The organism is Endozoicomonas sp. ALB115 (assembly GCF_049310245.1).
Taxonomy (GTDB): domain Bacteria; phylum Pseudomonadota; class Gammaproteobacteria; order Pseudomonadales; family Endozoicomonadaceae; genus Endozoicomonas.
The window spans coordinates 14,783-40,184 of sequence record NZ_JBLYZG010000030.1; the positions used below are offsets into that span (position 1 = coordinate 14,783).

At 49.0% G+C, this 25,402-nt stretch carries 17 protein-coding genes; 10 read left to right on the plus strand and 7 right to left on the minus strand.

What is annotated here, in order from left to right:
• The first annotated feature begins 49 nt into the window (after nucleotides 1-49).
• Complete coding sequence (locus tag ACO6VE_RS14115) at nucleotides 50-514, plus strand: hypothetical protein (RefSeq protein ID WP_101746581.1); 465 nt, start codon at nucleotides 50-52, stop codon at nucleotides 512-514.
• 338 nt (nucleotides 515-852) lie between these two features.
• Here the strand turns inward: ACO6VE_RS14115 and ACO6VE_RS14120 are convergent, their stop codons facing one another.
• Both ACO6VE_RS14120 and ACO6VE_RS14125 read right to left on the minus strand, forming a co-directional pair.
• Nucleotides 853-3,402, minus strand: coding sequence for a hypothetical protein (locus ACO6VE_RS14120; protein ID WP_422461889.1), 2,550 nt, complete (start codon nucleotides 3,400-3,402; stop codon nucleotides 853-855).
• A gap of 287 nt (nucleotides 3,403-3,689) precedes the next feature.
• Entirely contained in the window at nucleotides 3,690-5,030 is a 1,341-nt protein-coding gene (locus ACO6VE_RS14125; RefSeq protein ID WP_422447399.1) for a hypothetical protein, read from the minus strand.
• A gap of 212 nt (nucleotides 5,031-5,242) precedes the next feature.
• Between ACO6VE_RS14125 and ACO6VE_RS14130 the strand changes: the two genes are divergently transcribed.
• The 4 genes from ACO6VE_RS14130 (at nucleotide 5,243) to pilB (ending at nucleotide 11,072) form a co-directional block, all read left to right on the plus strand.
• Nucleotides 5,243-6,571, plus strand: a complete 1,329-nt coding sequence (locus ACO6VE_RS14130; protein WP_422461891.1) for a hypothetical protein — start codon at nucleotides 5,243-5,245, stop codon at nucleotides 6,569-6,571.
• Nucleotides 6,572-6,972: 401 nt separating this feature from the next.
• A complete protein-coding gene (locus ACO6VE_RS14135; protein WP_422461893.1) occupies nucleotides 6,973-8,925 on the plus strand; it encodes a DUF1302 domain-containing protein in 1,953 nt (650 codons plus the stop codon).
• A gap of 42 nt (nucleotides 8,926-8,967) precedes the next feature.
• Nucleotides 8,968-9,213: a hypothetical protein gene (locus tag ACO6VE_RS14140; protein WP_422461895.1), complete on the plus strand. Its 246-nt coding sequence runs from the start codon at nucleotides 8,968-8,970 to the stop codon at nucleotides 9,211-9,213.
• A gap of 143 nt (nucleotides 9,214-9,356) precedes the next feature.
• On the plus strand, nucleotides 9,357-11,072 hold the full coding sequence (gene pilB, locus ACO6VE_RS14145) for a type IV-A pilus assembly ATPase PilB (protein WP_422447407.1): 1,716 nt from the start codon (nucleotides 9,357-9,359) through the stop codon (nucleotides 11,070-11,072).
• A 254-nt stretch (nucleotides 11,073-11,326) separates the two neighbouring features.
• On the opposite strand, the gene putA is transcribed toward pilB, so the two are convergent.
• On the minus strand, nucleotides 11,327-14,506 hold the full coding sequence (gene putA / locus ACO6VE_RS14150; RefSeq protein WP_422461897.1) for a bifunctional proline dehydrogenase/L-glutamate gamma-semialdehyde dehydrogenase PutA: 3,180 nt from the start codon (nucleotides 14,504-14,506) through the stop codon (nucleotides 11,327-11,329).
• A gap of 405 nt (nucleotides 14,507-14,911) precedes the next feature.
• Between putA and ACO6VE_RS14155 the strand changes: the two genes are divergently transcribed.
• Nucleotides 14,912-16,210: a hypothetical protein gene (locus tag ACO6VE_RS14155; protein WP_422447411.1), complete on the plus strand. Its 1,299-nt coding sequence runs from the start codon at nucleotides 14,912-14,914 to the stop codon at nucleotides 16,208-16,210.
• Between the two features lie 73 nt (nucleotides 16,211-16,283).
• On the opposite strand, the gene ACO6VE_RS14160 is transcribed toward ACO6VE_RS14155, so the two are convergent.
• Nucleotides 16,284-17,336: a PLP-dependent cysteine synthase family protein gene (locus tag ACO6VE_RS14160; RefSeq protein WP_422447413.1), complete on the minus strand. Its 1,053-nt coding sequence runs from the start codon at nucleotides 17,334-17,336 to the stop codon at nucleotides 16,284-16,286.
• A gap of 94 nt (nucleotides 17,337-17,430) precedes the next feature.
• Here ACO6VE_RS14160 and ACO6VE_RS14165 point away from each other — a divergent pair, with 94 nt between their 5' ends.
• Entirely contained in the window at nucleotides 17,431-18,570 is a 1,140-nt protein-coding gene (locus tag ACO6VE_RS14165; RefSeq protein ID WP_422461899.1) for a polynucleotide adenylyltransferase, read from the plus strand.
• A gap of 213 nt (nucleotides 18,571-18,783) precedes the next feature.
• Nucleotides 18,784-21,801, plus strand: a complete 3,018-nt coding sequence (locus ACO6VE_RS14170; RefSeq protein WP_422461901.1) for a hypothetical protein — start codon at nucleotides 18,784-18,786, stop codon at nucleotides 21,799-21,801.
• Between the two features lie 90 nt (nucleotides 21,802-21,891).
• Here the strand turns inward: ACO6VE_RS14170 and ACO6VE_RS14175 are convergent, their stop codons facing one another.
• The 3 genes from ACO6VE_RS14175 to tsaD all read right to left on the minus strand — a co-directional run bounded on the left by ACO6VE_RS14175 (nucleotide 21,892) and on the right by tsaD (nucleotide 24,059).
• Nucleotides 21,892-22,290 (minus strand): 2-amino-4-hydroxy-6-hydroxymethyldihydropteridine diphosphokinase, encoded by a 399-nt coding sequence (locus tag ACO6VE_RS14175; RefSeq protein ID WP_422447419.1) that lies wholly within the window; start codon nucleotides 22,288-22,290, stop codon nucleotides 21,892-21,894.
• Between the two features lie 6 nt (nucleotides 22,291-22,296).
• Entirely contained in the window at nucleotides 22,297-22,665 is a 369-nt protein-coding gene (gene folB, locus ACO6VE_RS14180) for a dihydroneopterin aldolase (protein WP_422461903.1), read from the minus strand.
• Between the two features lie 356 nt (nucleotides 22,666-23,021).
• Nucleotides 23,022-24,059, minus strand: coding sequence for a tRNA (adenosine(37)-N6)-threonylcarbamoyltransferase complex transferase subunit TsaD (gene tsaD, locus ACO6VE_RS14185; RefSeq protein ID WP_422447423.1), 1,038 nt, complete (start codon nucleotides 24,057-24,059; stop codon nucleotides 23,022-23,024).
• A gap of 521 nt (nucleotides 24,060-24,580) precedes the next feature.
• On the opposite strand from tsaD, the gene rpsU reads away from it, so the two are divergent.
• On the plus strand, nucleotides 24,581-24,796 hold the full coding sequence (rpsU, locus tag ACO6VE_RS14190) for a 30S ribosomal protein S21 (protein ID WP_020582360.1): 216 nt from the start codon (nucleotides 24,581-24,583) through the stop codon (nucleotides 24,794-24,796).
• A 104-nt stretch (nucleotides 24,797-24,900) separates the two neighbouring features.
• Complete coding sequence (locus tag ACO6VE_RS14195) at nucleotides 24,901-25,350, plus strand: GatB/YqeY domain-containing protein (protein ID WP_422447426.1); 450 nt, start codon at nucleotides 24,901-24,903, stop codon at nucleotides 25,348-25,350.
• Nucleotides 25,351-25,402: the final 52 nt, after the last annotated feature.

The following is a 25,402-nucleotide window of genomic DNA, read 5'->3' on the forward strand; positions in this document are numbered from 1 at the left end:
TGACAAACTACGGGTCAGGCATCCGCTGAAACAGCTTTCAGGAGGGTCTATGAGCCAAAACAAGTACAAGAGTATTCAAGATCTGGTAGATAACTACATTGCCTCTGGCCTTTCTGCCAGAGAGTATGTTGAAGCCCGTGTAGATGCCGGAGATCTTAGTGCTGCCGAAGCCCTGAAACTGCTGTCTATTCTTCGAGAAGCACAGTCTATTACCTTTAAACTGGCCGAAGTCAGTGATGACGAATTTTCCGGCCTGCACATGGTCCTTGTTCGCAAGGAAGAGGATGAGCTTGCGGATGACGCCTCTCCTCTGTTCAGTATTGAAATCGATGAAAGCCTGAACAGTAATCGTGATGATGTTATTAACCTGTTGCAAAAATTTGCCAAAGAGCTGGCTGTGCTGGCGACACGAGGAGAGCTTGAGGAAGCAGAAGCCATAGATACCATTGATGACAACCCTGAAGACTGGCTGGATCACCCCAACATTCTCCCCGCCAGTGAAACCCGTCACTGATAAGGAAGCGGTTTCACCCTGCCCTCTCAACACTTGAAAGAATAAGCCCGGCAAGTTCCGGGCTTATTTTTTGATGGATAAAAGTGAATAACTATTCCTGGTTATATAGCTCAATCTTTAGTCATCAACAGATTCATTGATCAAACCATTGAATGACCTGTGGATAACTGACTGCACCGCACTATTTTCAAGCCTCACAAAACTCTGGTTATTTTTTGTACAGCGCAGCCAAATTGATCAGCGATTTCCCTGAAAAACTCCGGAACCCGTTCGCTTAAAATAGCTATTGATCTCAAAGTAAGGGGTCTTATAGGGTTACGTTCTAATCACCTCAGCAATCAATCATCCCCGCCGAAACCGCCTCCACCAAAACTGCTGCCACCGTAATCACCTCCATCATAATCACTTCGACTGTGCCCACCTCCACTGTACCCACCTCCGCTGTACCCACCTCCACTGTACTCATCTTCACTGTAGCCAGCTCCACTGTGCCCACCTCCACTGTACCCACCTCCACCGGAACTATTTAGGCTGAGACTACTCACACCGAGGCTACCTAAACTGAGAACACCTGAATAGAAACAGGCAACATCATCTGCAACGTCTCCAATGTCTGGGGAAGAAACGACTAATTCAGAGGTGAGGTCAACGTTGCCTAATGATAAGTGTGCACTGATATCAAGAGACAAGTTGGCAATACTCCCAACATCAATATCACCTGAAAAGCCGGAAGCGGGTATGGATAAATTTTCTGCACACGTAGACGGAGGAAGATCTACACACAATTCACCAGAATCAGATACATAAGCCGTATTGAATGTACGTTCCGGAGTGAGGAATAAAGCAACATACAGATACGGCATCCAAAAGCCGTCTACCAGAAAATATCTTTCGGTGGGTTTCATTTGAGTCAAGTCAGAGTAATAACTGCCAAGTTTCTGGTGGAGCAACGGCAATGAGAGAGTTAATTCTTCCTTTTTCCGTTTCGCATTTTCATGGATTTCGCATAATTTACTTGACACCTCAGAGTTTAACTGGGCCTCGAGATTACAAATAGCCGTGGTTTTTATATTCTTATATTTGTTTTCTAAAGTTTGATTAGCTTTGATTTTACTAATGATTTCAACTATGACGCTTGGTTTCTTAAACGTTTTTTTATGGCCATGCCACGACCTGTGTATTTCCTTAAAATATGATTCAATCACTTCTTCGCCCGTTTTTCTCATTTCGTCTGTGGGCGCCACTATCATAGCCTCCATGGCAAGCCGAACAGCTTTATTTAAAGTTTCTTGAAAGTTTATTATGTTAATATCATTACGACTGCCAATATGTCTGAAAAGATAGTTAGCTTCTTTAAATTCCTGGCGGGCCATTATAAGTTTTTCATCAAATTGCCTGGTTAGCCTTGGGGTTGTGGCAGAGTATTGATTCTGATACTCAGTTTTGTGTAATTCAACAACCCCCTGAATCTGTGACTGACAATTTTCAATAAAATCATTTGCTGATTTCTCAGCAGCTTTATCAAACTGCTGGAAGATTTTCTTTTCAATTAGATTCATATGAAGTTTTTTAAGCTCAATATGGTATGGATACTTTGCTAAACCTTCCAGGCATAACTTGCTATGATCTTTATCAAAAGCAGGGTTCAAGGCGAGCTGATAAAAATGATCGGCACTGACAACACAGGACATCACTTTTTCATATAAGCCATCAAAGAACTTCTTACGAATACTGGGGCTTAATTGACTGAATTGCTTAAATGCCTCCAGAGCATCATCAAAGTTGTTAATAGATCCATGCATTTTGCTGAATATTCTTTCGGCTACCTCATCCCGGCCCAGTCCAGCGATATTTACTCTGTAAAAAGCCGCCTTACTATCAACTAATGTTTGGGCCTCATTGCACAATACAGAAAATGCCTTTTTGAGTATTGCTTTTTCATCATCTTTAACAAGGCTTTCCATTTTTTCATTAAGTAAAAATAGTGAATCAGCACGTACCTTCTCTTTTGGTAAACGCTCTACTCTGTTTATCAAATGCTGGATAAGTGCTTTGTGACCTGAAGTTGACAGAATGCTGATATAACAGTGATTATTTTCAACGAATTTTTTTAATGACTCCGTAGTATCGAGTGAATCAAGATCACAGCCCATAGTCTTGACGGCCATGACACTCAGTATTTCCTTCAATCCCTGAAGAGCACCTGACTCACCATGTTCCCGCACTGATTCCTGATTGATCCGCCAGTAAAGCAGGTATATCAACCCAAGAGTCTCGGCATTACCGGGGTGCTGGTCCTTGTCAAATAACGTTATTAATGACTCCTGTAACGAACTGAACGTATTGGGCAATACCATAAATTCAGACAACTCTGATTTGACGAAGTCAAGCAAGGGAACAATATTGGAAAATGATTGAATGGCACGCTTTAAATTATCTTCCAGAAGAGCATTTATTCTCTGTGTTTGCTCTACAACCCTGGTCTTTAGCGCTTCGTATCTTGTGTTATTATGCCTGAGTATGGGTAACCGAAGGTTTTTATTGGTTTTGGACTCCAGATATCTGAACCTGGATTTGTTGCTACTATAAGTATCTAACGGATTATTCTGATCAGCATAATTTGCAAATTCACGGCGACAGGTATCAATCTTGCGATTATTGTCACTGAGAAGTAAATCCAATCGATAAGGTTTGGTAAGCAGGTATCGCAAGGGAAATTTGTTAACCACTTCTATTTTGGAGCGTCTATACAGCTCGATACCTTGTGGTGCTGGTATTAATTCCGATGAATCAATGTTCACAAGGGGGAGCGTAGGGCTGGCCGTTTGTTCTTCTTGCTGTTCTGTATAGTGTGTCGAAAGGGAATTTTCAAATGAAGCGGGTATCATAATAAAATCCAACTAGAGAGGTCAGCCAGGCTTGCACACTGAGTCAGGCAGCTTTACTCAATTCTTGTTAAGTAGTGGAACAGATGTTTCAAAAATTTCTGATCGGTTAGTCAGGTTGGACTATGACTTTGCAAGAACGTTCCGTGATTTTCACATTATTTGAAATCTTTGCAGCATTTCTGATGAAGTCTGTCCTTCCAATTGAATGGCTCAATGGAAGGACAGCGGCCCCGGAGGTGGCAACGGTATAAAACTCACCGATGTGATAGGGATAAATATCTGCCGACTCAATCCAACCTGGCCTGATCATTCTGGGCAGACAGAATAGCCTCCACATAAGAAGCGCCATTTTCAGAAAACCCACCCAGCAAATCGGTGATAACCGCTATCAACCGGTTATAGCCATCCTCCCCGGAAGTCTTTAACACCGTTGCCTGCAACGAAGACCTGGTATTCAGTTCAGAATATTCCACCATGGGATCATCAACGTAGTGTTCCGGCATGGTCTGTTCCAGCACCTCGTGAATATCATGAGCTTTCTCATAAGCCTGCCTGGAAATGACCGTAACAATATGATCATCCTCATAAACTCTGGCGGTTGTTTGTCTCGTTAGTGCCTGAATGGTCGGGTGTTGCTGGTTTTTCTCTGCATAAGCCTGACTCATCACCTGGCTTTGAAAGTCTTCAAGGACTGTGTGCCGGTTGGATGCCAGTTGGATCGCCTCTTTCTGCCCTTGTGGAAAACCCACAAGGTTCATTAAGCCAACCCACAGGGTTGCCACGGTATTATTGCCCGGTACCGGCATCACATGATACGGGTTGGAAAAATCACTGAGATAGTGGAGCCCCCATCCCATAAAACGCCATCCCCAGTAATCATGCCCCTGACTGAAGGCAAACTCGGATAGCTGCTTAAAAGACTGGATGCGATACTCCGGATACGTCTGCTTTAAAAAACCACCCAGGGCATAAAGCAACGATGACTCATGGTAAAAGCCCATGTGGAAAGGTGCCTGTGTACCATATTCCAGGTTTGGATTACCAAACGGCTGCTTACCAAACCCATAGATCTTGCCGTAGTCGGTATTGCTGTCGGTAAACAGGCCTATATCCAGCCCGTGATCCGGTTCGTCCGTGGCCGTTGTGACGATATCGATGGCTGAGGCCTTATCCCCCGGTTGCAGCTGAACCAACTGCACAGACACCAGATGATCAAAATTCTTCAGAGTGCTCACTGACTGCGGCTTAATGGGTGGAGACAATCGTTTTTCCCCGGGAAGAAGCTGTAAATACAGAGGCCATCTGGTATTTGGGTTAACACGAATGGCATGGGCAAAGCGGGTACGAATATCGTCTTTGCTGCCCGTCGCCCTGAAGGCCAGATCTTGCGGACGGGGCGCATAGTGCCATAAATTTTCCTGCATCCACTGCTCCTGCTGATCCAGAAACGCTTCCAGCGCCTCTTCATTAGCCAGCAGAAAGCTTTCCAGACTTTCCACTGTCACCGGGGCTGCATCCCGAACCGGCGGCAGTGTCGCCAGCATCTGGTGAGTGACCAGAGTGTGGTTGGACCAGGAAAACGCCTGGGCAGAGATCAGCAAAGACAGCAGAAAACATAAGGTACGCATAGGCAGGCTCGGTAAAGTAACGTTTTTATTAAATTTATTGCGCGTATACCATAACGATAATGACGGGTTGATGGCAATCAGCTATCAACAACACAATAGGAAAAAAATACGGAACTTTAAAACAGTTTTATGGCCTAAGATATTCAGTGATTGGATATATATGGCATTATCTGATCTATCACTGAATGGCCGAAAAATCCCCAGTTACCAGTATGTATTTAACCAACCCCATATTCCTCTCTGACTCTGTTGACAGGGTTTATGGGGTACATCAAAAACATCATGACCTTGAGCCATTAGCATCCGACGGCAGTGAATTCATCCCGGATATAACAGGCCTTAAAACCACCCTCAACGGTGTATCCGTTCGGGCGATCTATCACCCCCCTCACCTGTATATGACTAAAACGGGTACTTTAAATTCAGTCATCTATGACGGTGCCAGTAGCAATAATCCCTATGATTACCACATCGCTAAAAATGCCAAGATAATCATTCCCTCAAGCGTTTTCCCCATGTTCAGAAGTGAAATGAAAGATGGGGACAGACTGGTAATCAGCACCAAAACAATGAAGTACAAATATCAGATTGCTGAAGCCGATCATTCGCCAAAGAAAGAAGTAACAGGGATAGCCGTTCTTGGTTCCGAAGAACCGGCTAACACGACCGAAATTGAATACCTTCAGTCTCTGGTTGAAAAACATGTTTTAAAGCCCAGAGATACAGCATTCATCGCTACCATGCTGCCCATCAGTACCAGGGAACTGATTTATTTTTTTAATAAAGCCTACCGCTGTAAGGATAAATTATTTGACAGCGATTCCGGGCAGCAAACATTACTGACCATCGTCTCAAACCGCCAGCAGTGGGATGTTTGCTTCAAGCTACTGGAACTGGGGGCCACTCCCGATGCTGGTCATCACGGTGATAGCATAACGCCGCTTCACATGGCGGCAAAAGCGGGACAATCCGATCTGCTGGAAGCCCTGTTGCTTCATAACGCCAACCCCAACATGACTACCGGGCCCTGGTCCTACAAGGGCGAGTGCAAGAGGATGACGGCATTAAGGTTTACCCTGCTGTATAAAGGCAAAGATGAAGAAGAAAGCGCAAACGTCAGAAAATCAATGATTCAAACACTGCTGGAAAGCGGTGCCGACCCAATGACCATCGACACGACAGAGTTAGCTGAATTCATTGAACCGTTAGAATTAATGCTTGAGACCTTTCTGGTTGCCCCAACAAATTCAGTAAAACACACCAGACTCCGGCAAAAATACCAACAATATCTGGAAAAATTAGCAGCCGATGGTTCAGATATTCAAAAAAAACTGGGGTCCGGTTGCACGTTTGCTCAGCGAGAATCAATGGAGAATCTATTGAGTTTACTGGATAAGCTGGCCAGCAAGGCAGACACAGTGCCAACACTTCAGAACGTATGCCGTGCCGTCATTCGTCCCGAACTGAATTTCCCAATCCGCAGAAGCATCAAGGACCTCAATCTTCCCGGAAAATTCGAAAAATTCATCTCTGACAGATAGTGAATTCTGATAAAAACCATGTACTAGTTGTCGCATTACAGGTGACCACCAGACAGCTCGCTCTGACAGGAAGAAAAACCCTGTAAAAAAAAGGGGAAAAAGATCAAGAAGGAAATGACCAGACCGGGTATAAATTTCTTGCATACCACTATGCTCTTTAGTACAAATAGACAGGCCGAAACACAGAACAATAAAAATAATACCAAGAGCACTTTATAAACATCGTCGTATATATAGCCAACTGCGGTGCAAAATATGGTCAGGTAGCCGGTGATAGTGGGGACTATTATCAGGTGTTCCGGCTGTAAAGGAATCCGGGTTACCAGCGCTACAGCGTCGTTAGAATGCTCCATTGGTGGAAAAAATAACTCTAATAATAAACGGCAAGGACACACCATCTCATGTTGACACCACAAAAACGACTGCAGCTCGCACCTGCAACCGCTGGTTTTGTCTTATCCGGTACACTGCTTTTCGCTGCTCCTGCCCAAGCTTATGAGTTTGAGGCAATGGATGGTGAAGTGCAGGGGACTCTCAATACTACGATTACTTTGGGGGCCAAGTATGATCTGGAAGGTTATGAAACGCCGGATAGTGCTGAGCAAAACGAAAACGACGGCGATCGTTCTTTTGATAAAGGCTTTGTTAGCAAGGCTCTCAAGCTGACTTCTGAGCTGGACCTGAAAAAAGATAACTACGGTTTCTATGGTCGTGCTACGGCTTTTTACGACCATGTACTGATGAATGGCAGCAACAAGTGGGATTCCAATAACGCTAAGGATGTCGCAAAAGGCTTTGACGATGAAGCTGGAACATTTAACGGCTGGTCCGATGAAGTAAAAGATAATCAAGGCCGGGGGGCCAAGTTACAAAGCGCTTATTTATACGGTGACTGGACATTTGAAGGCGGTCAGAAACTCAGTCTTAAATTGGGTGATCAGACCCATAACTGGGGTGAATCTATTTTCTACGCCGGTGGTTTGAGAGATCTCAACGCATATGATGTCGCACTCTCTTCCCTTCCCGGCTCTGATGGTGATCTGAACATTGCCCAGGGCATGCTGATGGCAGACCTCCAGTTCAATGATGAAATGAAACTGTCAGCTTTTGCCCAATATGACTGGGAAGGTTCAATTATGCCAGGACGTGGTACCTACGACTCTGGCACAGATCTCTTTGTTCCGGGCTCTGACTTTGCCTACTATGAACTGTCGAGATTCGGACTGAACACTATTGGAAACGCTGGTTACGACGCTCTGTTAGCTGCTGCTCTGGGTGAAAATGGCGCAAATATTGATACATTTGGTGACTACGGAAAAGTTGCTAATGTCGGTGGTGTAGTCGATGCAAGCGACTCTGGACAGTGGGGCATGAAGTTCACATTTACCCCTGAGTCACTACCAGACACTGAATTTGCAATTTACTACGCTAATTACCACTCAAGCACTCCATTTTTTGAAACAAAAGTTACTCAAGCGTCTGCACTCGGCGGCTTAGGTATTTCCGGTCTCACTTCGGCAGCAGGTGAATCTCCTAACGCAACAGTTGAGAGCCTCCTTGATGGTATCAGCGCTGATCCAACCAATACCACTCGACAGATGTTACAGCGGGGTTTGGCAGCGATGTATATGCTACAAAATGGTGTTGACGCCCGAGTAATTTACCCAGAAGACATTAAACTCTGGGGAGCCAGCTTTAATACTAAAGTCTGGGGCTACACACAAATTGCCGGTGAAATCACCTATAGAGAGAATGCACCAATCTGGGTTGATCACCCAGATGACATTCTTGGTAGCGGTGTTCTTGGTATCGGAGACTTTGCTGCTGGTGGTGATGTTAAAATTTCTCAAGCTACGGGAAAAACCGTCAAAGCTGACCAATGGTATCAGAATATCGAACGGACACCGATGTGGGATGCTTCTTTATCGATGATCCAACCCTTTGGTGCGGTTCTTGGCACAGATCTGATGTACGTTGTTGCTGAAGCGGCGTTTGAACAGGTAGCTGGCCTGAATGATGAATATTATGGCCGCATCCTGGGCAAGGGCGCTGAATCAGGAATCAATGAGGAAGAACGCCTCGACCGGAACAGCTGGGGCTACAACGTAATGGTTGGTGCCAATTGGAACGATGTCGCAATGCAGGGACTGAACCTTGAGTCCACTTTCCGCTTTACTCATGACGTTAATGGCAACTCCCATTTTACTGGTCGCTTTGAAGAAGGCGAGAAAAGGATCAACATGGGCCTGACCGCCAAATACGACGATATGATGGCCAAAGTGACCTGGGGTGGCGATGCCGACAACGTTCTGCGTAAAGGCACCATTACCGGAACGATTGGTTATACCTTCTAACTTGGTTCCCACAGTCTCCAGTACACCATTTCAATGAGTGTGATGTGTACAATCTCCGTTCACCCTGAGCGCCCTTCGGCTCCGCTCAGGATGCACGAAAGAAGGGTGATTGGCACAGTCTTTATTCAGGGTATGGTGTTTACGCCCTTCGGCTCCGCTCAGGACGAACGGAGTTTGGGCGTCATTGATAACCCCATCAACCGTGCCCCCATTAAAGCCCCACGATACCCAGCCAATACCAAAGCCGATAAAATCCCCACGATTCCCGGCAAAAACCCGGGCCAATAAAATCCCCCCGCACAAAACCACCCTTAACCATCCGCCATTTATGCTGATATATTACAAAGAGCCTGCTGATGCCCCGTTGCCAGTTCAGCGAAACATCATCAGGCCCTGACAATGAATTCAATATCCAGGGACAGAAACAGGTTATGGCAAACAAACCTCTGACCGGGCTGGCTGCCCGCCTGCTGGCCGATCAATTGATGGAAGAGGCCGACATTCACGACGCTGAAGCCGCTGCTGCCAAGGCCAACAAACCGCTCGCCCGATATCTGCTGGAAAAAAAGCTGGTCAACGGTAATGCCCTGACGCTCGCCACTGCCGAAGAGTTTGGCCTGCCAGTGATCGATCTCAAGGCCTTTGACAAAGAGCATCTGGTCAAAGACGTCGTCGAAGAAAAATTGATGCGAAAGCACAATGTGCTGCCGCTGATCAAGCGGGGCTCACACCTGTTTGCCGCCGTTTCTGATCCGTCCAACCTTCAGGGTCTCGATGAAATCCGCTTTAATACCGGCCTGACCATTCACACGGTCCTGTCGGAGCCCGAAATTCTGGAGAAAATGATTGATGCCACTCTGGATGATACCGGTGGCGCTTTGTCAGAGCTTGGCGACGATGGACTGGTCGATCTTGAAGACCTTGAAGTCAGCGCAGTGGATGATGGGTCCGATGATACCCTGGGAGCTAACGGCGGCGGCGAGGATGACACGCCGGTGGTGAAGTTCGTCAATAAAATGCTGCTGTCCGCCATCAAAGGCGGTGCATCGGATCTGCACTTTGAGCCCTATGAAAGAACCTATCGGGTTCGTTTCAGAACCGACGGCGTGCTCCATGAAGTCAATCGCCCCCCGGTCAGCCTCGGGTCCAGGATTGCTTCACGACTGAAGATCATGTCGGCCATGGATATTTCCGAGCGCAGGAAGCCTCAGGATGGCCGGATAAAAATGAAGCTGTCGAAAAGCAAGGCCATCGACTTTCGGGTCAACACGCTGCCGACGCTCTGGGGCGAGAAAATCGTACTTCGTATCCTCGATCCTTCCAGCGCCAAAATGGGTATTGATGCCCTGGGCTACGAAGAAGAGCAGAAAGAGATGTATATGACCGCCCTGCACCAGCCACAGGGCATGATTCTGGTTACCGGACCCACCGGTTCGGGAAAAACGGTATCGCTCTATACCGGTTTGAATATTCTCAATACCAATGAGCGAAACATTTCCACCGCGGAGGACCCGGTGGAAATTAACCTGGAAGGTATTAACCAGGTTAACGTCAATCCCAAACAGGGTATGGACTTCAGCCAGGCGTTGCGGGCTTTCCTGCGTCAGGATCCGGATATCATCATGGTGGGTGAGATAAGGGACCTGGAAACCGCCAACATTGCCATCAAGGCGGCCCAGACCGGCCATATGGTGATGTCCACCCTGCACACCAACAGTGCGGCAGAGACCCTGACCCGTTTGCAGAACATGGGGGTGCCATCATTTAACATCGCAACCTCGGTCAGCCTGATTATTGCCCAGCGTCTGGCACGAAGACTGTGCAGTCAGTGCAAGGTAAAAGTTGACATCCCGAAAGAAACACTGCTGGAAGAGGGCTTTACCGAAGAGCAGGCGGACTCCGCCGAGATTTTTGGCCCTAAAGGCTGTGACAACTGTAAGGGTGGCTATAAAGGTCGTGTGGGTATTTATGAGGTGGTGTCGATCACCCCCGGCATGCAGCAGATCATTATGGCCGAAGGCAACTCTCTGGAAATCTCGGAACAGGCCCAGAAAGAAGGCTTTAACAACCTTCGCCAATCGGGGCTATTAAAGGCACTGCAGGGGGTTACCAGCCTTGAAGAGGTGAACCGGGTAACACAGGATTAACCAGGCACTGCTGACTTCTCGTTGCTCCATGGCCCTTGAGGGAGGCATAAAAGCCTTTAGGAATTGTCTTTTAATAAGTTCCCGATTTCCGTTCACCCTGAGTGCTGAGCTTGTCGAAGTATCGAAGGGTCGTGCCACCGAACTTCGATACTTCGACAAGCTCAGCACTCAGTCCGAACGGAGTCAGGCAATGAAAATAGGGAAGTTATTTCCAGACAACTCCCTCAGAGCCTGTGAATAAGGGCTTCCCCTGCTTAAACAGACTCACTTCCCAAAGACAGCAGCGTAGCGTTTCCGCCAACAGCCGTGGTATTGATCGACAACGTCTGTTCGGTTGCAAACCGCTGCAGGTAGTTTGGCCCACCCGCTTTTGGACCGGTACCTGACAGCCCCTGGCCACCAAATGGCTGAACACCGACAACAGCGCCAGTCTGGTTCCTGTTGATATAGATATTACCTACCTTGACCCGCTGCTCAATAAACGTCGCCGTCACTTCGTTTCTACTGTGAATTCCCAGGGTAAGGCCATACCCGGTACTGTTGATCTGCTTAATCACCTCAGGCAACGCTTTCGCGTCGTAACGAATCACATGGAGAACAGGGCCGAAGTGCTCCCTATCAAGCTGGCCAATATGGTCAATTTCAAAGGCAACCGGCGCAACAAAACTGCCGTTAGCGCAATCCGCTGGCAGTTGGCATTCAAACAGCAGTTTGGCTTCTTGTTTCATTCGTTGGATATGTGTCTGTAGTGACTGGCGAGCCTTTTCATCAATCACCGGGCCAATATCGGTAGAATGAAAACTCGGATTACCGATAGACAGCTCCTTCATTGCCCCCTGCAACAGAGCGATCACCCGGTCAGCAATATCTTTCTGCACATAAAGTACCCTGAGCGCTGAACAGCGCTGCCCGGCACTGCCAAAGGCGGACAAAAGAACATCATTTACCACCTGCTCAGGCAGTGCGGTGGAATCGACGATCATGGCATTCTGACCACCGGTTTCAGCAATCAGCGGTATCATCGCGCCAGGACGATTCGCCAGCGTCTGATTAATCAACCGGGCAGTTTCCGTGGAGCCGGTGAAAGCGACACCGGCAATCCGGGCATCAGCCACCAGTTGACGACCCACCGTGGCCCCCTCGCCGGGCAATAACTGAATCACATCACCGGGAATTCCCGCTGCCAGCATCAGCTCAACTGCCCTGCCCGCAATCAGGCCGGTTTGTTCAGCAGGTTTGGCAACCACTGTATTCCCGGAGGCAAGCGCTGCGGTAATCTGCCCGAGGAAAATAGCCAGGGGAAAGTTCCAGGGGCTGATACAGAGAAAAACCCCTCGCCCACAAAGCCGCAGCTCGTTAGACTCCCCCGTCGGCCCCGGCATCATGATGGACGATGAAAAACGCTCCCGCGCCTGACCTGCGTAATAGCGGCAAAAATCCACCGCCTCCCGCACTTCATCAATGGCATCGTGCACGGTTTTGCCAGCTTCCTGATGGCACAGGGCCACCAGCTCCTCACGGTTTTCCTCCAGTAAGTCTGCCAGTTTCTCCAGACAGTCTGCCCGCTGTTCTGCCGGTGTGGAATTCCAGCGTTCAAAGGCCGCTTCAGCAATGCCAATGGCCGTACCGGTCTGGGTTTCATCACTCCATCCCAAGTGGCCTGCAATCTCAGAGCGGTCATAGGGGCAGGTTATTTCAGAGGTCTCTGCTGACGGTACAAGCTGACCATCAAGCCATGGCCCCTGAGTCCATTTATGCCCCATAAAGCTCTGTACTTTTTGCTGAAATGGCTGCCACTGACTGTCAATATCCACATTCACACCCAGTGAGTTTTTCCGTGACTGGCCGTAAATAGACGGTGGCAACGGGATTTGGTCGTTCTGCAAACAAACCCGGCCTGTCAACGTCTCCACCGGATGCTGAACCAGGGCCGCAACCGGGGTTTTCGCATCCACCAGACGGTGAACAAAGGAGGAATTGGCACCATTCTCAAGTAAACGACGAACCAGATAGGGCAGCAGATCCTTATGACTGCCAACAGGCGCATAAATACGCACCGGACGACGATGATCAGTCAGGATGAAATTATAGAGCGCATCCCCCATACCGTGGAGGCGCTGGAACTCAAAATCAGCGGCACCTTCACGTTCTGCCATGGTAAGAATACTGGCAACCGTGTGGGCATTATGACTGGCAAACTGAGGATAGAGTGCCGACCTGACAGGCTCGGATAACAGATACCTGGCACACACCAGGTAGGCAACATCTGTCGCTTCCTTGCGGGTATAGACCGGATAACCGCTCAGCCCCTGTTGCTGGCAAAGCTTTACTTCACTGTCCCAGTAAGCTCCCTTTACCAGCCGAACCGGGATGCGGTCTCCGTGCTCATGGGCCAGGGCAGAAAGCCAGCACAACGATGGCAGTGCCCGTTTGCCGTACGCCTGGATCACCAGACCGAGCCCACCCCAGCCACGGCAATCCGGGTGTCGGTAAACCCGCTCAAACACTTCCAGAAACAGCTCATGACGATCCTGTTCCTCAGCGTCCATATTGATAGCTACATTGCCCGCCCTGGCTTCTCGCACCAGATCCACCAGCGCCGGTACCAGCTCCCGGAAAACCCGCGCTTTATGGGCCACGTCATAGCGTGGATGAAGCGCAGAAAGCTTGATGGAAATGCCGGCACGGGGGGAGTTTTCGTGATCAGGTTCCGTAGCAACCGCTCTGATCGCCGCCAGGTATTCATCGTGATAACGCCGGGCATCCTCCATGGTCAGGGCAGACTCCCCCAACATATCAAAAGAGTAGGTGTACCCCTTTTCCCGTTGTTTCAGGCCATTCTTTAACGCTTCTGAAATATTCCGCCCCAGGACAAAATGACGCCCCATAATCTTCATGGCCTGGTTAACCGCCTGGCGAATAACCGGCTCCCCCATCCGGTTCACCAGTTTGCCAATAACCCCTCCGGCAGAGCCATCCTCCCCGGCGTCAAGGTTGACCACCTTGCCGGTCAGCAGCAATCCCCAGGTGGAGGCATTGACCAGCAGAGAGTCACTTTGGCTCAGGTGTTTTTTCCAGTCAGCCACACTGAGCTTGTCGCGGATCAGGGCATCGGCAGTGCGATCATCGGGAATACGCATCAGGGCTTCGGCCAGGCACATCAGCAAAATACCTTCCCGGGTATCCAGGCTGTACTGCAATAACAATGCATCAATCATATGAATGCCATTGTCACTGCCCCTGACCTGCTCAATCATTCTGGTGGCCTGACTGGCTGTCTCAGGGTAATCACCGGACTGTTCATCCAGAATCTGAACCAGTTCCTGTAACCAGGAAGCCTCATCCACGCAGTAATGAGGAGAGATCATCGACCAGAGTTCAGCTGGTTTTTGCCGGACAATACCTTCGTTGAATGCATCTTTCGCCTGGAACATACCCTTCTCCATATTGCCTTTCTCCAATTTGGGGCGTGCAGGATGAACAACCAGACTGCAGCCAATGATCCTGACTGGTTATTTAGAATATCTATCGCTCTTCCTGAGTACTTGAATAATACTCACCAGTTCTGCACGTCGATACCAGGTTAACTGCACTCGCAGCAGAGACCACACTCCTTAAATGGTCACCCGGAATCAATCATGGATGTATTCTCATTTTGTAGACTGATAAAACCCTACGATAGTTCACCAAAAAGTGTATATCTTTATAAAAAAATAATTACTAATTGATATAGAACCAATAACACTTCCACTTGTCGAATGTTGTCGCCATATCGGCAAAATGAGATCCGCAAAATTTTTAACCCCCTACTTCTCCATCAATTTAACAAGGATTAAATAATGGCGACCCCATTATCAGCATCGGTCACACAACCAATCTACACTCCACCGGCAGCGGGTGGGCTTCAGACCGGACAGTCATCCGGGCCGACTGGCCACTATGTTGGGCATAATGTCGACACACATGATCCCGCACCTCAATTACAAGGTTCCGGAACAGGCGCTCCAGCCCAGTCCTATCAGCAACAGGGTGGCCAGCCCCCCTTCGGCTCCGTTGCACAGCACCCTGCTACCAGTTACATGACACCTCAACCTCCAGCGGGAGCGCCAACTGCCGCAGAAACAGCCCCTGCAACTCCGGAAGAGACTAAGACTAACGGCGAGCAGAAAGCTGCTGAAGGTGAAAAGAAAGCTGCCGAAGGTAAACAAAAATCAGCTGGCGGTAAAACCCTTCTTGAACGCTTGAATTTGGGGAATTTCTTAAACAATACGAGGAATGCAGGGGGGGCACCTGAATCAAAAACATCAGAGCAAGATGTTGAAAAAGGAAAAACTGCTGAAAAGGAAAAGACGGCTGACTCGGAAAAGAGTGCTGAGCAGAAAGCGCCGGAAAAAGCCCCTGACCAGGGAGCAAAACAATCTGCAGCACCGCCTGCGCCCGCGCCTGCACCCGCTGCCCATCAGCCAGTGAGCAGTCAATCACCCCATACAGGCCATCAACAAGACCCACACCGTTCGGCAATGCCGCCATATACCCCGGCTCCCACACACACCCCTGCAACTCCCGGGAATGTGCAGACTTCAGGTCATGAGTCGCATCATCAGACCTCGGTTACCGGGTCAACTCAACATGCTCAATTTGATAGCCGCTCCGTTCCTCCTGACAGCAAAGAGTCTGCTCCAACACCACAACGTACAGTTCTTGAGCAGAGAGTCGACAGCGACATTCAACACATGAGTAGCTTAGTGAATGAAGGTATTTCTCATTATGGCCAGCAGGGACCTACAAGGACTCGGCTGGAAGCCGATGCCCGCCGGGATCTTGAGTTCCATCGCGAGGAAGCCGCTAGATGCGAAGCGTACCTTCAACCTTCTACAAAACCGGAAACACAGCAACGGTTAACTGGGGAACTGGCCAGCCAACAAACGAATGAGGTCAGGACTAGTGAGCAATCCAGAACTCAACAAACGGGCCAACAATCCGGACTGCCGCCCTCACTTCAGGATGCCCTGGGCCAGGAGGTATTTTTAATGGCCAAACGAGGTGCAATTGAAGGTGCTCGTGAAGCCTTAAGTGCTCAAGCCAGGGGATTGGAGGAGAAATACGGACCTCTCGGGCAGCCAGGTACCGACGTTTAATCTTCTGACGTTTAACTCTCAACGGTCGCATCTGCGGCCGTTTTATTTTGGAGGCAGTCTGGGAAGGTTGGTATTATTTGCCATAAAAACGACATAAATTGTCTATCCATGGCTGTATATCCCCAACCTGGGCAGCAACCCAGTCAGGGTTATAACAGGTATCCAGATAACGATCACCCGGATCACACAACAGGGTAACGATGGATCCTTCCTGACCATCGGATTTCATCTGTGCAGCAATTTGCAAGGCACCGTATAAATTAGTCCCGGTACTCGGGCCAGCCTTGCGACCCAGTATCCTTTCCAGCCAGTGAATGGTTGCAATAGCGGCCACATCAGGCACTCGACGCATGTCATCAATCACACCAGGAATAAATGATGGTTCGACTCTCGGCCGCCCAATACCCTCTATACGAGAGCCCTGGTCAATCGTCAGGCTTGAGTCGCCACTGGCGTAGTAGTCCATGAAAACAGAGTGATCGGGGTCCACAACACATAACCGGGTATTCAGCTTTTGGTATCGAATGTAGCGTCCAATGGTGGCCGATGTTCCTCCGGTTCCCGGGCTCATGACAATCCAGCTGGGCACCGGGTATTTCTCAGCCCGCATCTGTCGAAAAATGGAATCGGCAATATTGTTGTTACCCCGCCAGTCTGTTGCCCTCTCGGCATAAGTAAACTGGTCCATATAGTGTCCATTCAGCTCCCTTGCCAACCGCTGGGATTCGGCATAAATCTCACTGGAGCAATTGACCAGGTGACACTGACCACCGTAAAACCTGATCTGTTGTATCTTCTGCATGGAGGTCGATCTGGGCATTACGGCGATAAATGGCAAGCCCAGCAGCCGGGCAAAGTAGGCTTCAGAAACGGCTGTACTTCCTGAAGAGGACTCAATAATGGTGGTATTCTCATCAACCCAGCCATTACAGATGGCATAAAGAAATAAAGATCGGGCCAGACGGTGCTTGAGGCTGCCCGTCGGGTGCGTGCTTTCATCTTTCAGATACACCTCGACACCGTTGATTTCCGGTAACTCAAGCCGTATCAGATGTGTATCTGCACTGCGCTGGAAATCCGCCTCAATTTTGCTGATGGCTTCATTAACCCATTGATGACCACTCATAACCTTCCCCCCAAATAAAATTTTAAAAAGAGAAAAAAATACACCATTTTGCTATAAACAATTCTTACTTTTATATCTGGAATAGTGCTAGTTTATGCAAGTTTATCGGGTAGGTGGTGCGGTCAGAGATCAATTACTGGGTTTGCCTGTCAAGGACAATGACTGGGTTGTCGTTGGTGCAACGCCCGGGCAGATGAAGGATCTGGGCTATCAGCCGGTTGGCCGGGATTTCCCGGTTTTCCTTCACCCGCAAACCAAAGAGGAATACGCACTGGCCCGAACGGAACGCAAAACCGGGCATGGTTATGCGGGTTTCAGCTTTCACACTTCCGTTGATATATCCCTGGAGGAAGACTTACTGAGACGGGATTTGACCATTAATGCCATGGCAGAAGACCAGCACGGGAACATTATTGACCCCTACGGAGGTCAGGAAGACCTGAAAAACCGCCGACTTCGCCACATATCGCCTGCTTTTCAGGAAGATCCTCTTAGAATCCTCAGGGTTGCCCGGTTCGCCGCAAGACTTGCCCCTCTTGGCTTTCAGGTGGCAGAAGAGACGCTGGAATTAATGAGCAACATGGTGAATAACGGCGAAGCATCCCACCTGGTGTCCGAAAGAGTATGGCAAGAAACGTCCAGAGCCTTGATGGAACCCAGCCCTTCGGTCTACTTTCAAACGCTGGAGTGCTGCGGTGCTCTTCAGGCCGTATTGCCCGAGTTCCGATCCCTGATCCATAACCAGACCTTATTGCACCTCAACATGGCTGCCCGGGACAACAACACTGCACTGATCCGGTTTGGCTGCCTGTTCTCGCCTCTACTGCCTCAGGCCGAAGCGGAAAAAACCAATGGCATACTGACGGTTCAGGGTGTTTCATCCAGATTGCGATTACCTTCAGAATATGCCGATATGGCCCTTCTGGTCACAGAGCACGCCCAGAGCGTTACGTCGGTTATTCACCGCAACGATGCAGAGTCCCTGATGTCCCTGTTTGAAGCCACCGATGCCCTGCGCCGCCCTGAACGCTTTATCAGCCTGATGACGATTCTTTCCTACAGCTTCGCAATGGTTAAATTGAAAAAAAGCCAGATCATTGAACTATTGACTGGCTGTTTATCCATTAAAGCCAGAGAGTTGATGACTGAAAACATCACAGGAAAAGCCCTCGGCGAAGCATTAAGACAGAAGCGGCTTCAGCAAATGCAATCAAAAATGCCTCTTAACGAATAAAATCAGCGATTAAAGCCCCAACAATCTATGATACAGCGTTATGAGCTATTGATAGTAATTTCAATCTCTTAACGCATTCCAAAACACATTCTGGTTACTGACACTTCATTAATTAGTATTAAACTGGAACAAAACTCCAAATAAAGTGTCCAAATGTTCAGTCAATACTTTATTGATGTAATTAATCATACAAACTGAATAAGGACATAAACCATGGCAAACACAGGTCCAGTAACATCACAGGTAACTACGGCTCACATCCCACCGGTACCGCCGCCTCCACCGGGCGTCAAACCGTCTCCGGTTATTAATGCCCAGCCTGTGGCAACATCCACAACAACCCGGGTAGACAAGCAAACCCAAACGTCGCAGCGGCCGGCAAAACGTTTAATGCTGACTGACAGAATTAAACAAGGCATCGCTGCCATAGGTGGCACACCGGCAGGGTCTGCGCAGAAATCTGTCCAGACAGAGCTTGCTCCGGTGAAACCTGCCAAGTCGACCCCGGTAGAAAAAACCACAGATGGCAAAGTCGCTGAAAGTCCAGCGAAAACTGCCGTAAAAACTGCTGAAAATCCAGCGAAAACCGCTGAAAAAACTGTTGATAAGCCAGCGAAAACTGCTGAAAAAACCGCTGAGAAAAAATCTGAGAAAACGTCTGAGATTAAAGATCAGCCAATTACTGTCATTCACAAGCCCAGCCTGGGTGAGCGTGTAATTGAGAAGTTGAAAGTCGTGGGCTCATACCTTGTTGCCCCCTTAAAGCTCCTCTTTAACGCTGTTAAATTTGTTACCAAACCTCTGCAAGATTACGTGATTACCCCTGCTTACGAAGGGTTACTCTATGTATTCCATCCGGCCAAGTATAATGCCAGAAAGCTGGAGCAGAAAACCGCTGCACAGCAGGCTGAGGATGCTCTCAAGCAGGAAAGAAATCAGGCATTTGACAAGCTCTGTATGACAGAGGCCAACCAACGGCACAACAAATTTCACGAGGAATTGAATTGCGCAAGGCTGGCCGAGCACTACGGTGTTACCGACAAGGAAGTTCAAGACAAGGTAGACAGTCAAAAAGCTCGCGCTGAAGCCAACCACTTGTTCAATAAGCAACTGGCGGCTGAGAAGCTGAAGCTGCACAAAGAAAAAGTACTCCACGAAGATCCAAAAACCGGTGAAAAGTACTACTATACCCCGACCCGGACCCTGACGGTGGCTAATGAAAATAGTCGGGCAACCATGACGGTTAAAGAGAAGACCCCGGGCGGTAAGGTTGTAGATCATTTACTGGATGCTGACCATGCATCAGTAGCCATGAGACTGGGTAACGACCCTGCGCTGGCCACCGCTATGTACAATTACAACAAAGAAATGGCAGCTTACGAACAGTTATTGGCAGCCTTCATCAAGGACGATGCAAAATACCAGAAAGCCAAACAGAAAGCGGTGAAGAAAGGTAAAGCACTTGATCAAAAAGCGCCTGTTCACCCTGGCGAGCCTCCCAAACGTCCTGTATTTAAATGCACTGATGAGAACGTGATCGCAGCATTCAAGCTGGTCAGAGAACAATATCACGCCAAGCTTCACGCAGCAGTACAAACGCTTGAAAAAGACGTGGCAACAATGATGGCTGATTTTGATGCGGCCTACCCGAACAACGGGGATACCAAAAAGCTCATCAAAAAAGAGTCGAATCCTGAAGCCTATAAAGCGGAAGTGCAGGCATGGGTTAAACAGTTAGAATCCTCGCTTGGAGAAATGCGGAAAGATGTGAAGAAGGCAGAAGCAGGCGGACACCAGTCTTCGGTTAATTCGTTAAATGAGCTCATCAGCAATCGGCAAAGGGATATCGATATCAACAAGCGCCACCTGGCAATCTATGCCAAAGAGTGCGAGAAGGCCTCGATCCAACAAGAGCTTGAATACCTGAGCCAGATGTGCCCGAACCTTCAGGAACACCGTACACAAGACATCGATGACTGGAAAAACGGTGCACTTGTTCGTGACCCTCAAGATCCTGATTTCGATAAAAGGGTATCAGACAAACGCGACAGGCTGGACATTGGGCGTTTGAAAAACTGGGTTTACAAAGATGCCAAGGGTAACGCCCTGGATATCTTCACCAGAGATGCCGGCGGCAATGTCACTGGTGTCGACAAAACCATGTACGCCCAGGTGAACGATGTGATCATCCCCACGCCTGACAGGAAGCTGACCCCGGCTTACAACGGAAGAGTGTCTGCCCCGGATTACCAGAATCAGGAAGGCATGAAGTGGAGCAAGATGCGCCAGGCTCCATATCAAGGCTATGTTGCCCAGAGAGATGAAAATGGCAAAGTCCTGAAAGACAGTGATGGCAAGGTCAAATGGGAAGAGGCACCTGGCCGACTCAGCAACCACTGGGTGGTTAAGTACAGTGACGTTGATGGCAGGCATGAGGGCTACGATAAGTCCCAAACCATTGTCAAAAACAGCGCACTGGCCAGCCAACCGGAAGCTCCTGTTGTTGAACCCGAAGTTCCTGTTGTCATTAAACCCAAAGCTTCTTTTGAACCAACACCGGAACAAGCTGCCAGCCTGGCAGCCGCGATTGGAGAAAAACTCTTCGCTCTGACCGAGGAAAATGTGCATGCTCACAATGAGCTACAGGACGCAACAAGCAGCAAACCAAGAGTTCCTACTGTCGATGATGATCACTTCGAATTCTCTGCAAACAGTTCAGAGTCAGAGGCTGACGATGGCAAAAGCTGTACTGTCATGGCCAGAGAATTTTTCAAGCATATGGAACGAGAACGGAAGATCAGCGAATCAACGCGGATCTGTGACCGGTGGTTCTCTGAATTGCAGCGAACAAAGTCAACAGTGGAGGAAACAGAGGAGCCTGTAAAGCCAGTTAATCCCGAGCGCCAAGGTTTGTTGCTGAAGGAGATTTGCGATGACTCGACAGAGGTAGAAAAATTTCGCGCCGACAGTGAGTTCGTTGCAACCACAATAGCTGAGCGTGATGGCCGCCACCACGGCATTGGTAGTGAACCGCAGGTTGACAATGCTTCTGAGCAAAATAACGACGACGATGATGCTTCTTCCGTATATAGTGACCAAGAGTCCTTGGTTGGGCCATCCATTTTTCCTAAAGCTCTACCACCTACACCTGAGCAGCGCATGGTAGATTTCGGTAAATTACATAGTCTGACCACAGATGAGGAGATGAGCACTCTACAAGTTAGTACATAAGCACAGGCTATTTGCCATGTTTTTTCAGGCTAACCCCTGAATATTCTGGCCGTCTTTTCAAGACGGCCTTTTTTTATGGTAATTAAGTCGTTAACCAGATGACATCATATTCCTGTTTAACAGCTCCGTTACCAGGGGCCGAAACCAGGGTTCTTTAACCTGATTGATCAACTTTTCCACGGCAAGGGCACCAGAACTGTCCAACGCCAGCAAAAGGTCAATATCCGCAGCACAAAGGTGCTGTTCGCGATCCCTGCCCAGTTGCTCTTCAAGCCTCTTGCACCATTGCTGCAATGTCTCAGCACTCATGTCTGACTCAACGCAAACCACCCCGTTAATATAATCGGGAGCCTCAAGACCAACCGCTTTCGTGGTCACCAGCTCACTGACCGTGACCTTACCAAATCGCTGCTCCAGCGCAGCGATCATCTGACAACACTGATACTCAGCGTTAATATTGGAGCCAATACCCAGCACATAGACAGTCACTGCCAGCTATTCCTGTCCCATCATCTGTGTACGGGTTCGCTCACACCAGACAGTAGCAAGCGCATTGGTCAAAGCCTTCGGCTTGCGAATGGTGACAGCCACTTTATCCACCGGAAAATGCTCCAGCACCTGAGTGATGATACCGCCAGCCAGTGCCTCAATGAGCTGATACCGGGAGGCCTCACAAAATGCCCTGACCTGCCGGGTAATGGCGTCGTAATCCAGCGCATCCTGCAAGTCGTCACTGGTGAACGCGCGGGTAAAATCAGTCGTCAGTTCCAGGTCCAGCACCAATGGCTGCGGTGCTTCATGCTCAAACTCATAAACACCGATGACCGCCCGGGTTTCAATGGCTTCTATTCGTACTTTATCCATAGGAGTCACACTCACGCTCTTTTAATCATGAAAACAGTGGCGCAGAAAACGAAATCTAAAGAGGCTGTCGCTAAAAAAGAAAATCAACATCAAACCACAAAGGTAAAGATGAGCGCGACCTGCTCGACAGGTAACATCAGAACAAAAACTTTGTGCCTCCGTGCCTTTGTGGTTCCCTTCTTTAAAAGGCTTCTAGGAGGCTGACCGAGAATAGCGCCCGTAGCGAGGATGGCAGAAAATTGAGGATAAAAAGTCGGAAATTTTTAGTGAATAGTGGTTCTATTTGCTAAAAATTTCCGACTTTTTAGACCAATTTGCTGCCACCGCAGTAGGGCAGTCTATTCTCGGTCAGCCTCCTAGCCAACCGGCTCCAGCTCTTCCATAGGCCAGCGGGGCACAGGCACTACTTCAGGCCCATCGCTCTGACCAGCAAGCAGCCGCTGACAGCCAGCATAAGCGATCATGGCACCATTATCCGTACAAAACTGTGGGCGGGCATAACGCAGTACCGCACCTTCTTTTTCCACCATGGATTCCAGGGCAGCCCGCAGTGACTGATTGGCACTAACGCCTCCGGCAATAATCAGCTGCTTCATACCGGTCTGCTGCAGGGCACGACGACATTTGATGGTCAGGGTTGCCACCACCGCCTGTTCAAAGGCACGGGCAATATCCGCACGATCCTGATCCGCAGGCTCTTTGGCTATCGCTTCTTTACGGCATTTTGCCACGGTATTAAGGGTATAGGTTTTCAAGCCACTGAAGCTGAAATCCAGTCCCGGGCGATCGGTCATGGGCCGTGGGAAACGAAAACGCCCTTCCTGCCCCTGTTCTGCCAGCCGGGCAATGGCAGGACCGCCAGGGTAATCCAGACCCAGCATCGCGGCCACTTTATCAAAAGCTTCGCCGGCGGCATCATCAACCGACTCGCCCAGTAGAGTGTAACGACCAATACCGGCCACCTGCACCAGCTGAGTGTGGCCACCGGATACCAGCAGCGCCACAAATGGAAACGCTACGGGTGTTTCTTCCAGCATGGGTGCCAGCAAATGACCTTCCATATGGTGAACCCCCACCGATGGTATACCCCAGGCCCAGGCCAGAGCCTTGCCAATACAGGCTCCCACCATCAGGGCCCCCACCAGCCCGGGGCCACGGGTGTAGGCGATGGCGTCGATCTGATCTTTACTGATGCCTGCCTGCTCAAGCACCTGGTTAATCAGGGGCAATACTCTCTGGATATGGTCTCTGGAAGCCAGTTCAGGTACCACACCACCGTAATCGATGTGCATATCAATCTGACTGAACAGGGCATCGCTCAGCAGACCTTTCCCGCTGTCATAGAGGGCAATGCCGGTCTCATCGCAGGAAGTTTCTATCCCGAGAACAATCATTAAACCAACCTGTGAAACAATGTGTGCAAAAAGAGTCAGTGAAATTCCCGAATCCGGGTATTTCATAAAGGGGAAGAATCATACGTTAAGTAGTTGGCCAAATGGAATCGTATATTTCTGGCTAAGTGGGCAGTTACTATGCAAGGCACAACGCAGGGAGCATAGCCGTAGCTATGTGACCGGAGTTGTAACGCCGCAGAGTGACTGTCCACTTAGCCAGAAAATATGATTTCATTTGGTTAACTACTTAAGTAGGCGTTTTTTGCATTTTTGCTGAATAAGCTTTAAAATTCGCGCCCTTGAAAAACTGCGACTAATCTGTCTTGTTAATGTGAGTATTAACGTCCTGCTTTGGGTAAAGTCCCGTCTTTTCAAAGCACGATACTGGTAATCACAGAGGTGATTTATCGCATTCGCGCAGCATTGGCTGTAATCCAGCCGTGAGTTTTTTAGCCTTCAGTCGCACTGACCGGGGCGGATTCATGGTCAACATTTGTTATTAAAAGGAAGGTGATCTCTGCATGCCTGCTGTTAAAGTTAAAGAGAATGAACCGTTTGACGTAGCCCTGCGCCGTTTCAAGCGCTCTTGTGAAAAAGCTGGTATCCTGGCTGAAGTTCGTCGTCGTGAGCACTACGAAAAGCCAACTACCGTTCGCAAGCGCAAGGCCGCTGCTGCTGTTAAGCGTCATCTTAAAAAACTGCAGCGCGAGCAGCGTCGTCGTGAGCGTCTGTATTGATCAACTGACCCTAACGTCGGTTGCTTCAATCCTGTGATTTACGCGTTGACTACCATTAAGCTTTGAACCCACCAACCTTAACGTCAGGTAAAAAGGAACGTGTCATGAGTGATTGCATTGTCAGGGATCAACTGACAGAAGCCATGAAGGATGCCATGCGCAATCGCGACAAACCACGACTGGGTACTATCCGTTTGGCTCTGGCCGAACTGAAGCGAATTGAAGTCGATGAAAAGTCACTAGACGATCAACGTGCCCTGGCAGTACTGGACAAAATGGTAAAGCAGCGTCGCGATGCCATTGTACAGTTCGAGTCTGCCGGGCGCACGGATCTTGCCGAACAGGAAAAGCTGGAACTTGAGGTTCTTGCTGACTTTCTCCCCACCCCGCTATCAGAAACTGAAATCATCGAACTGGTCGACCTCGCCATTAACAGCACCGGTGCCTCCGGCATGGCCGACATGGGCAAGGTGATGGGTATTGTTAAACCACAGGCGCAGGGTCGTGCGGACATGTCATCCATCAGCAAAATCGTTAAATCCCGGTTAAGCTGACACTCACCCTGTCGGGTGATAGTATCTATCCAATAGTTATTTTCTTTTCTGT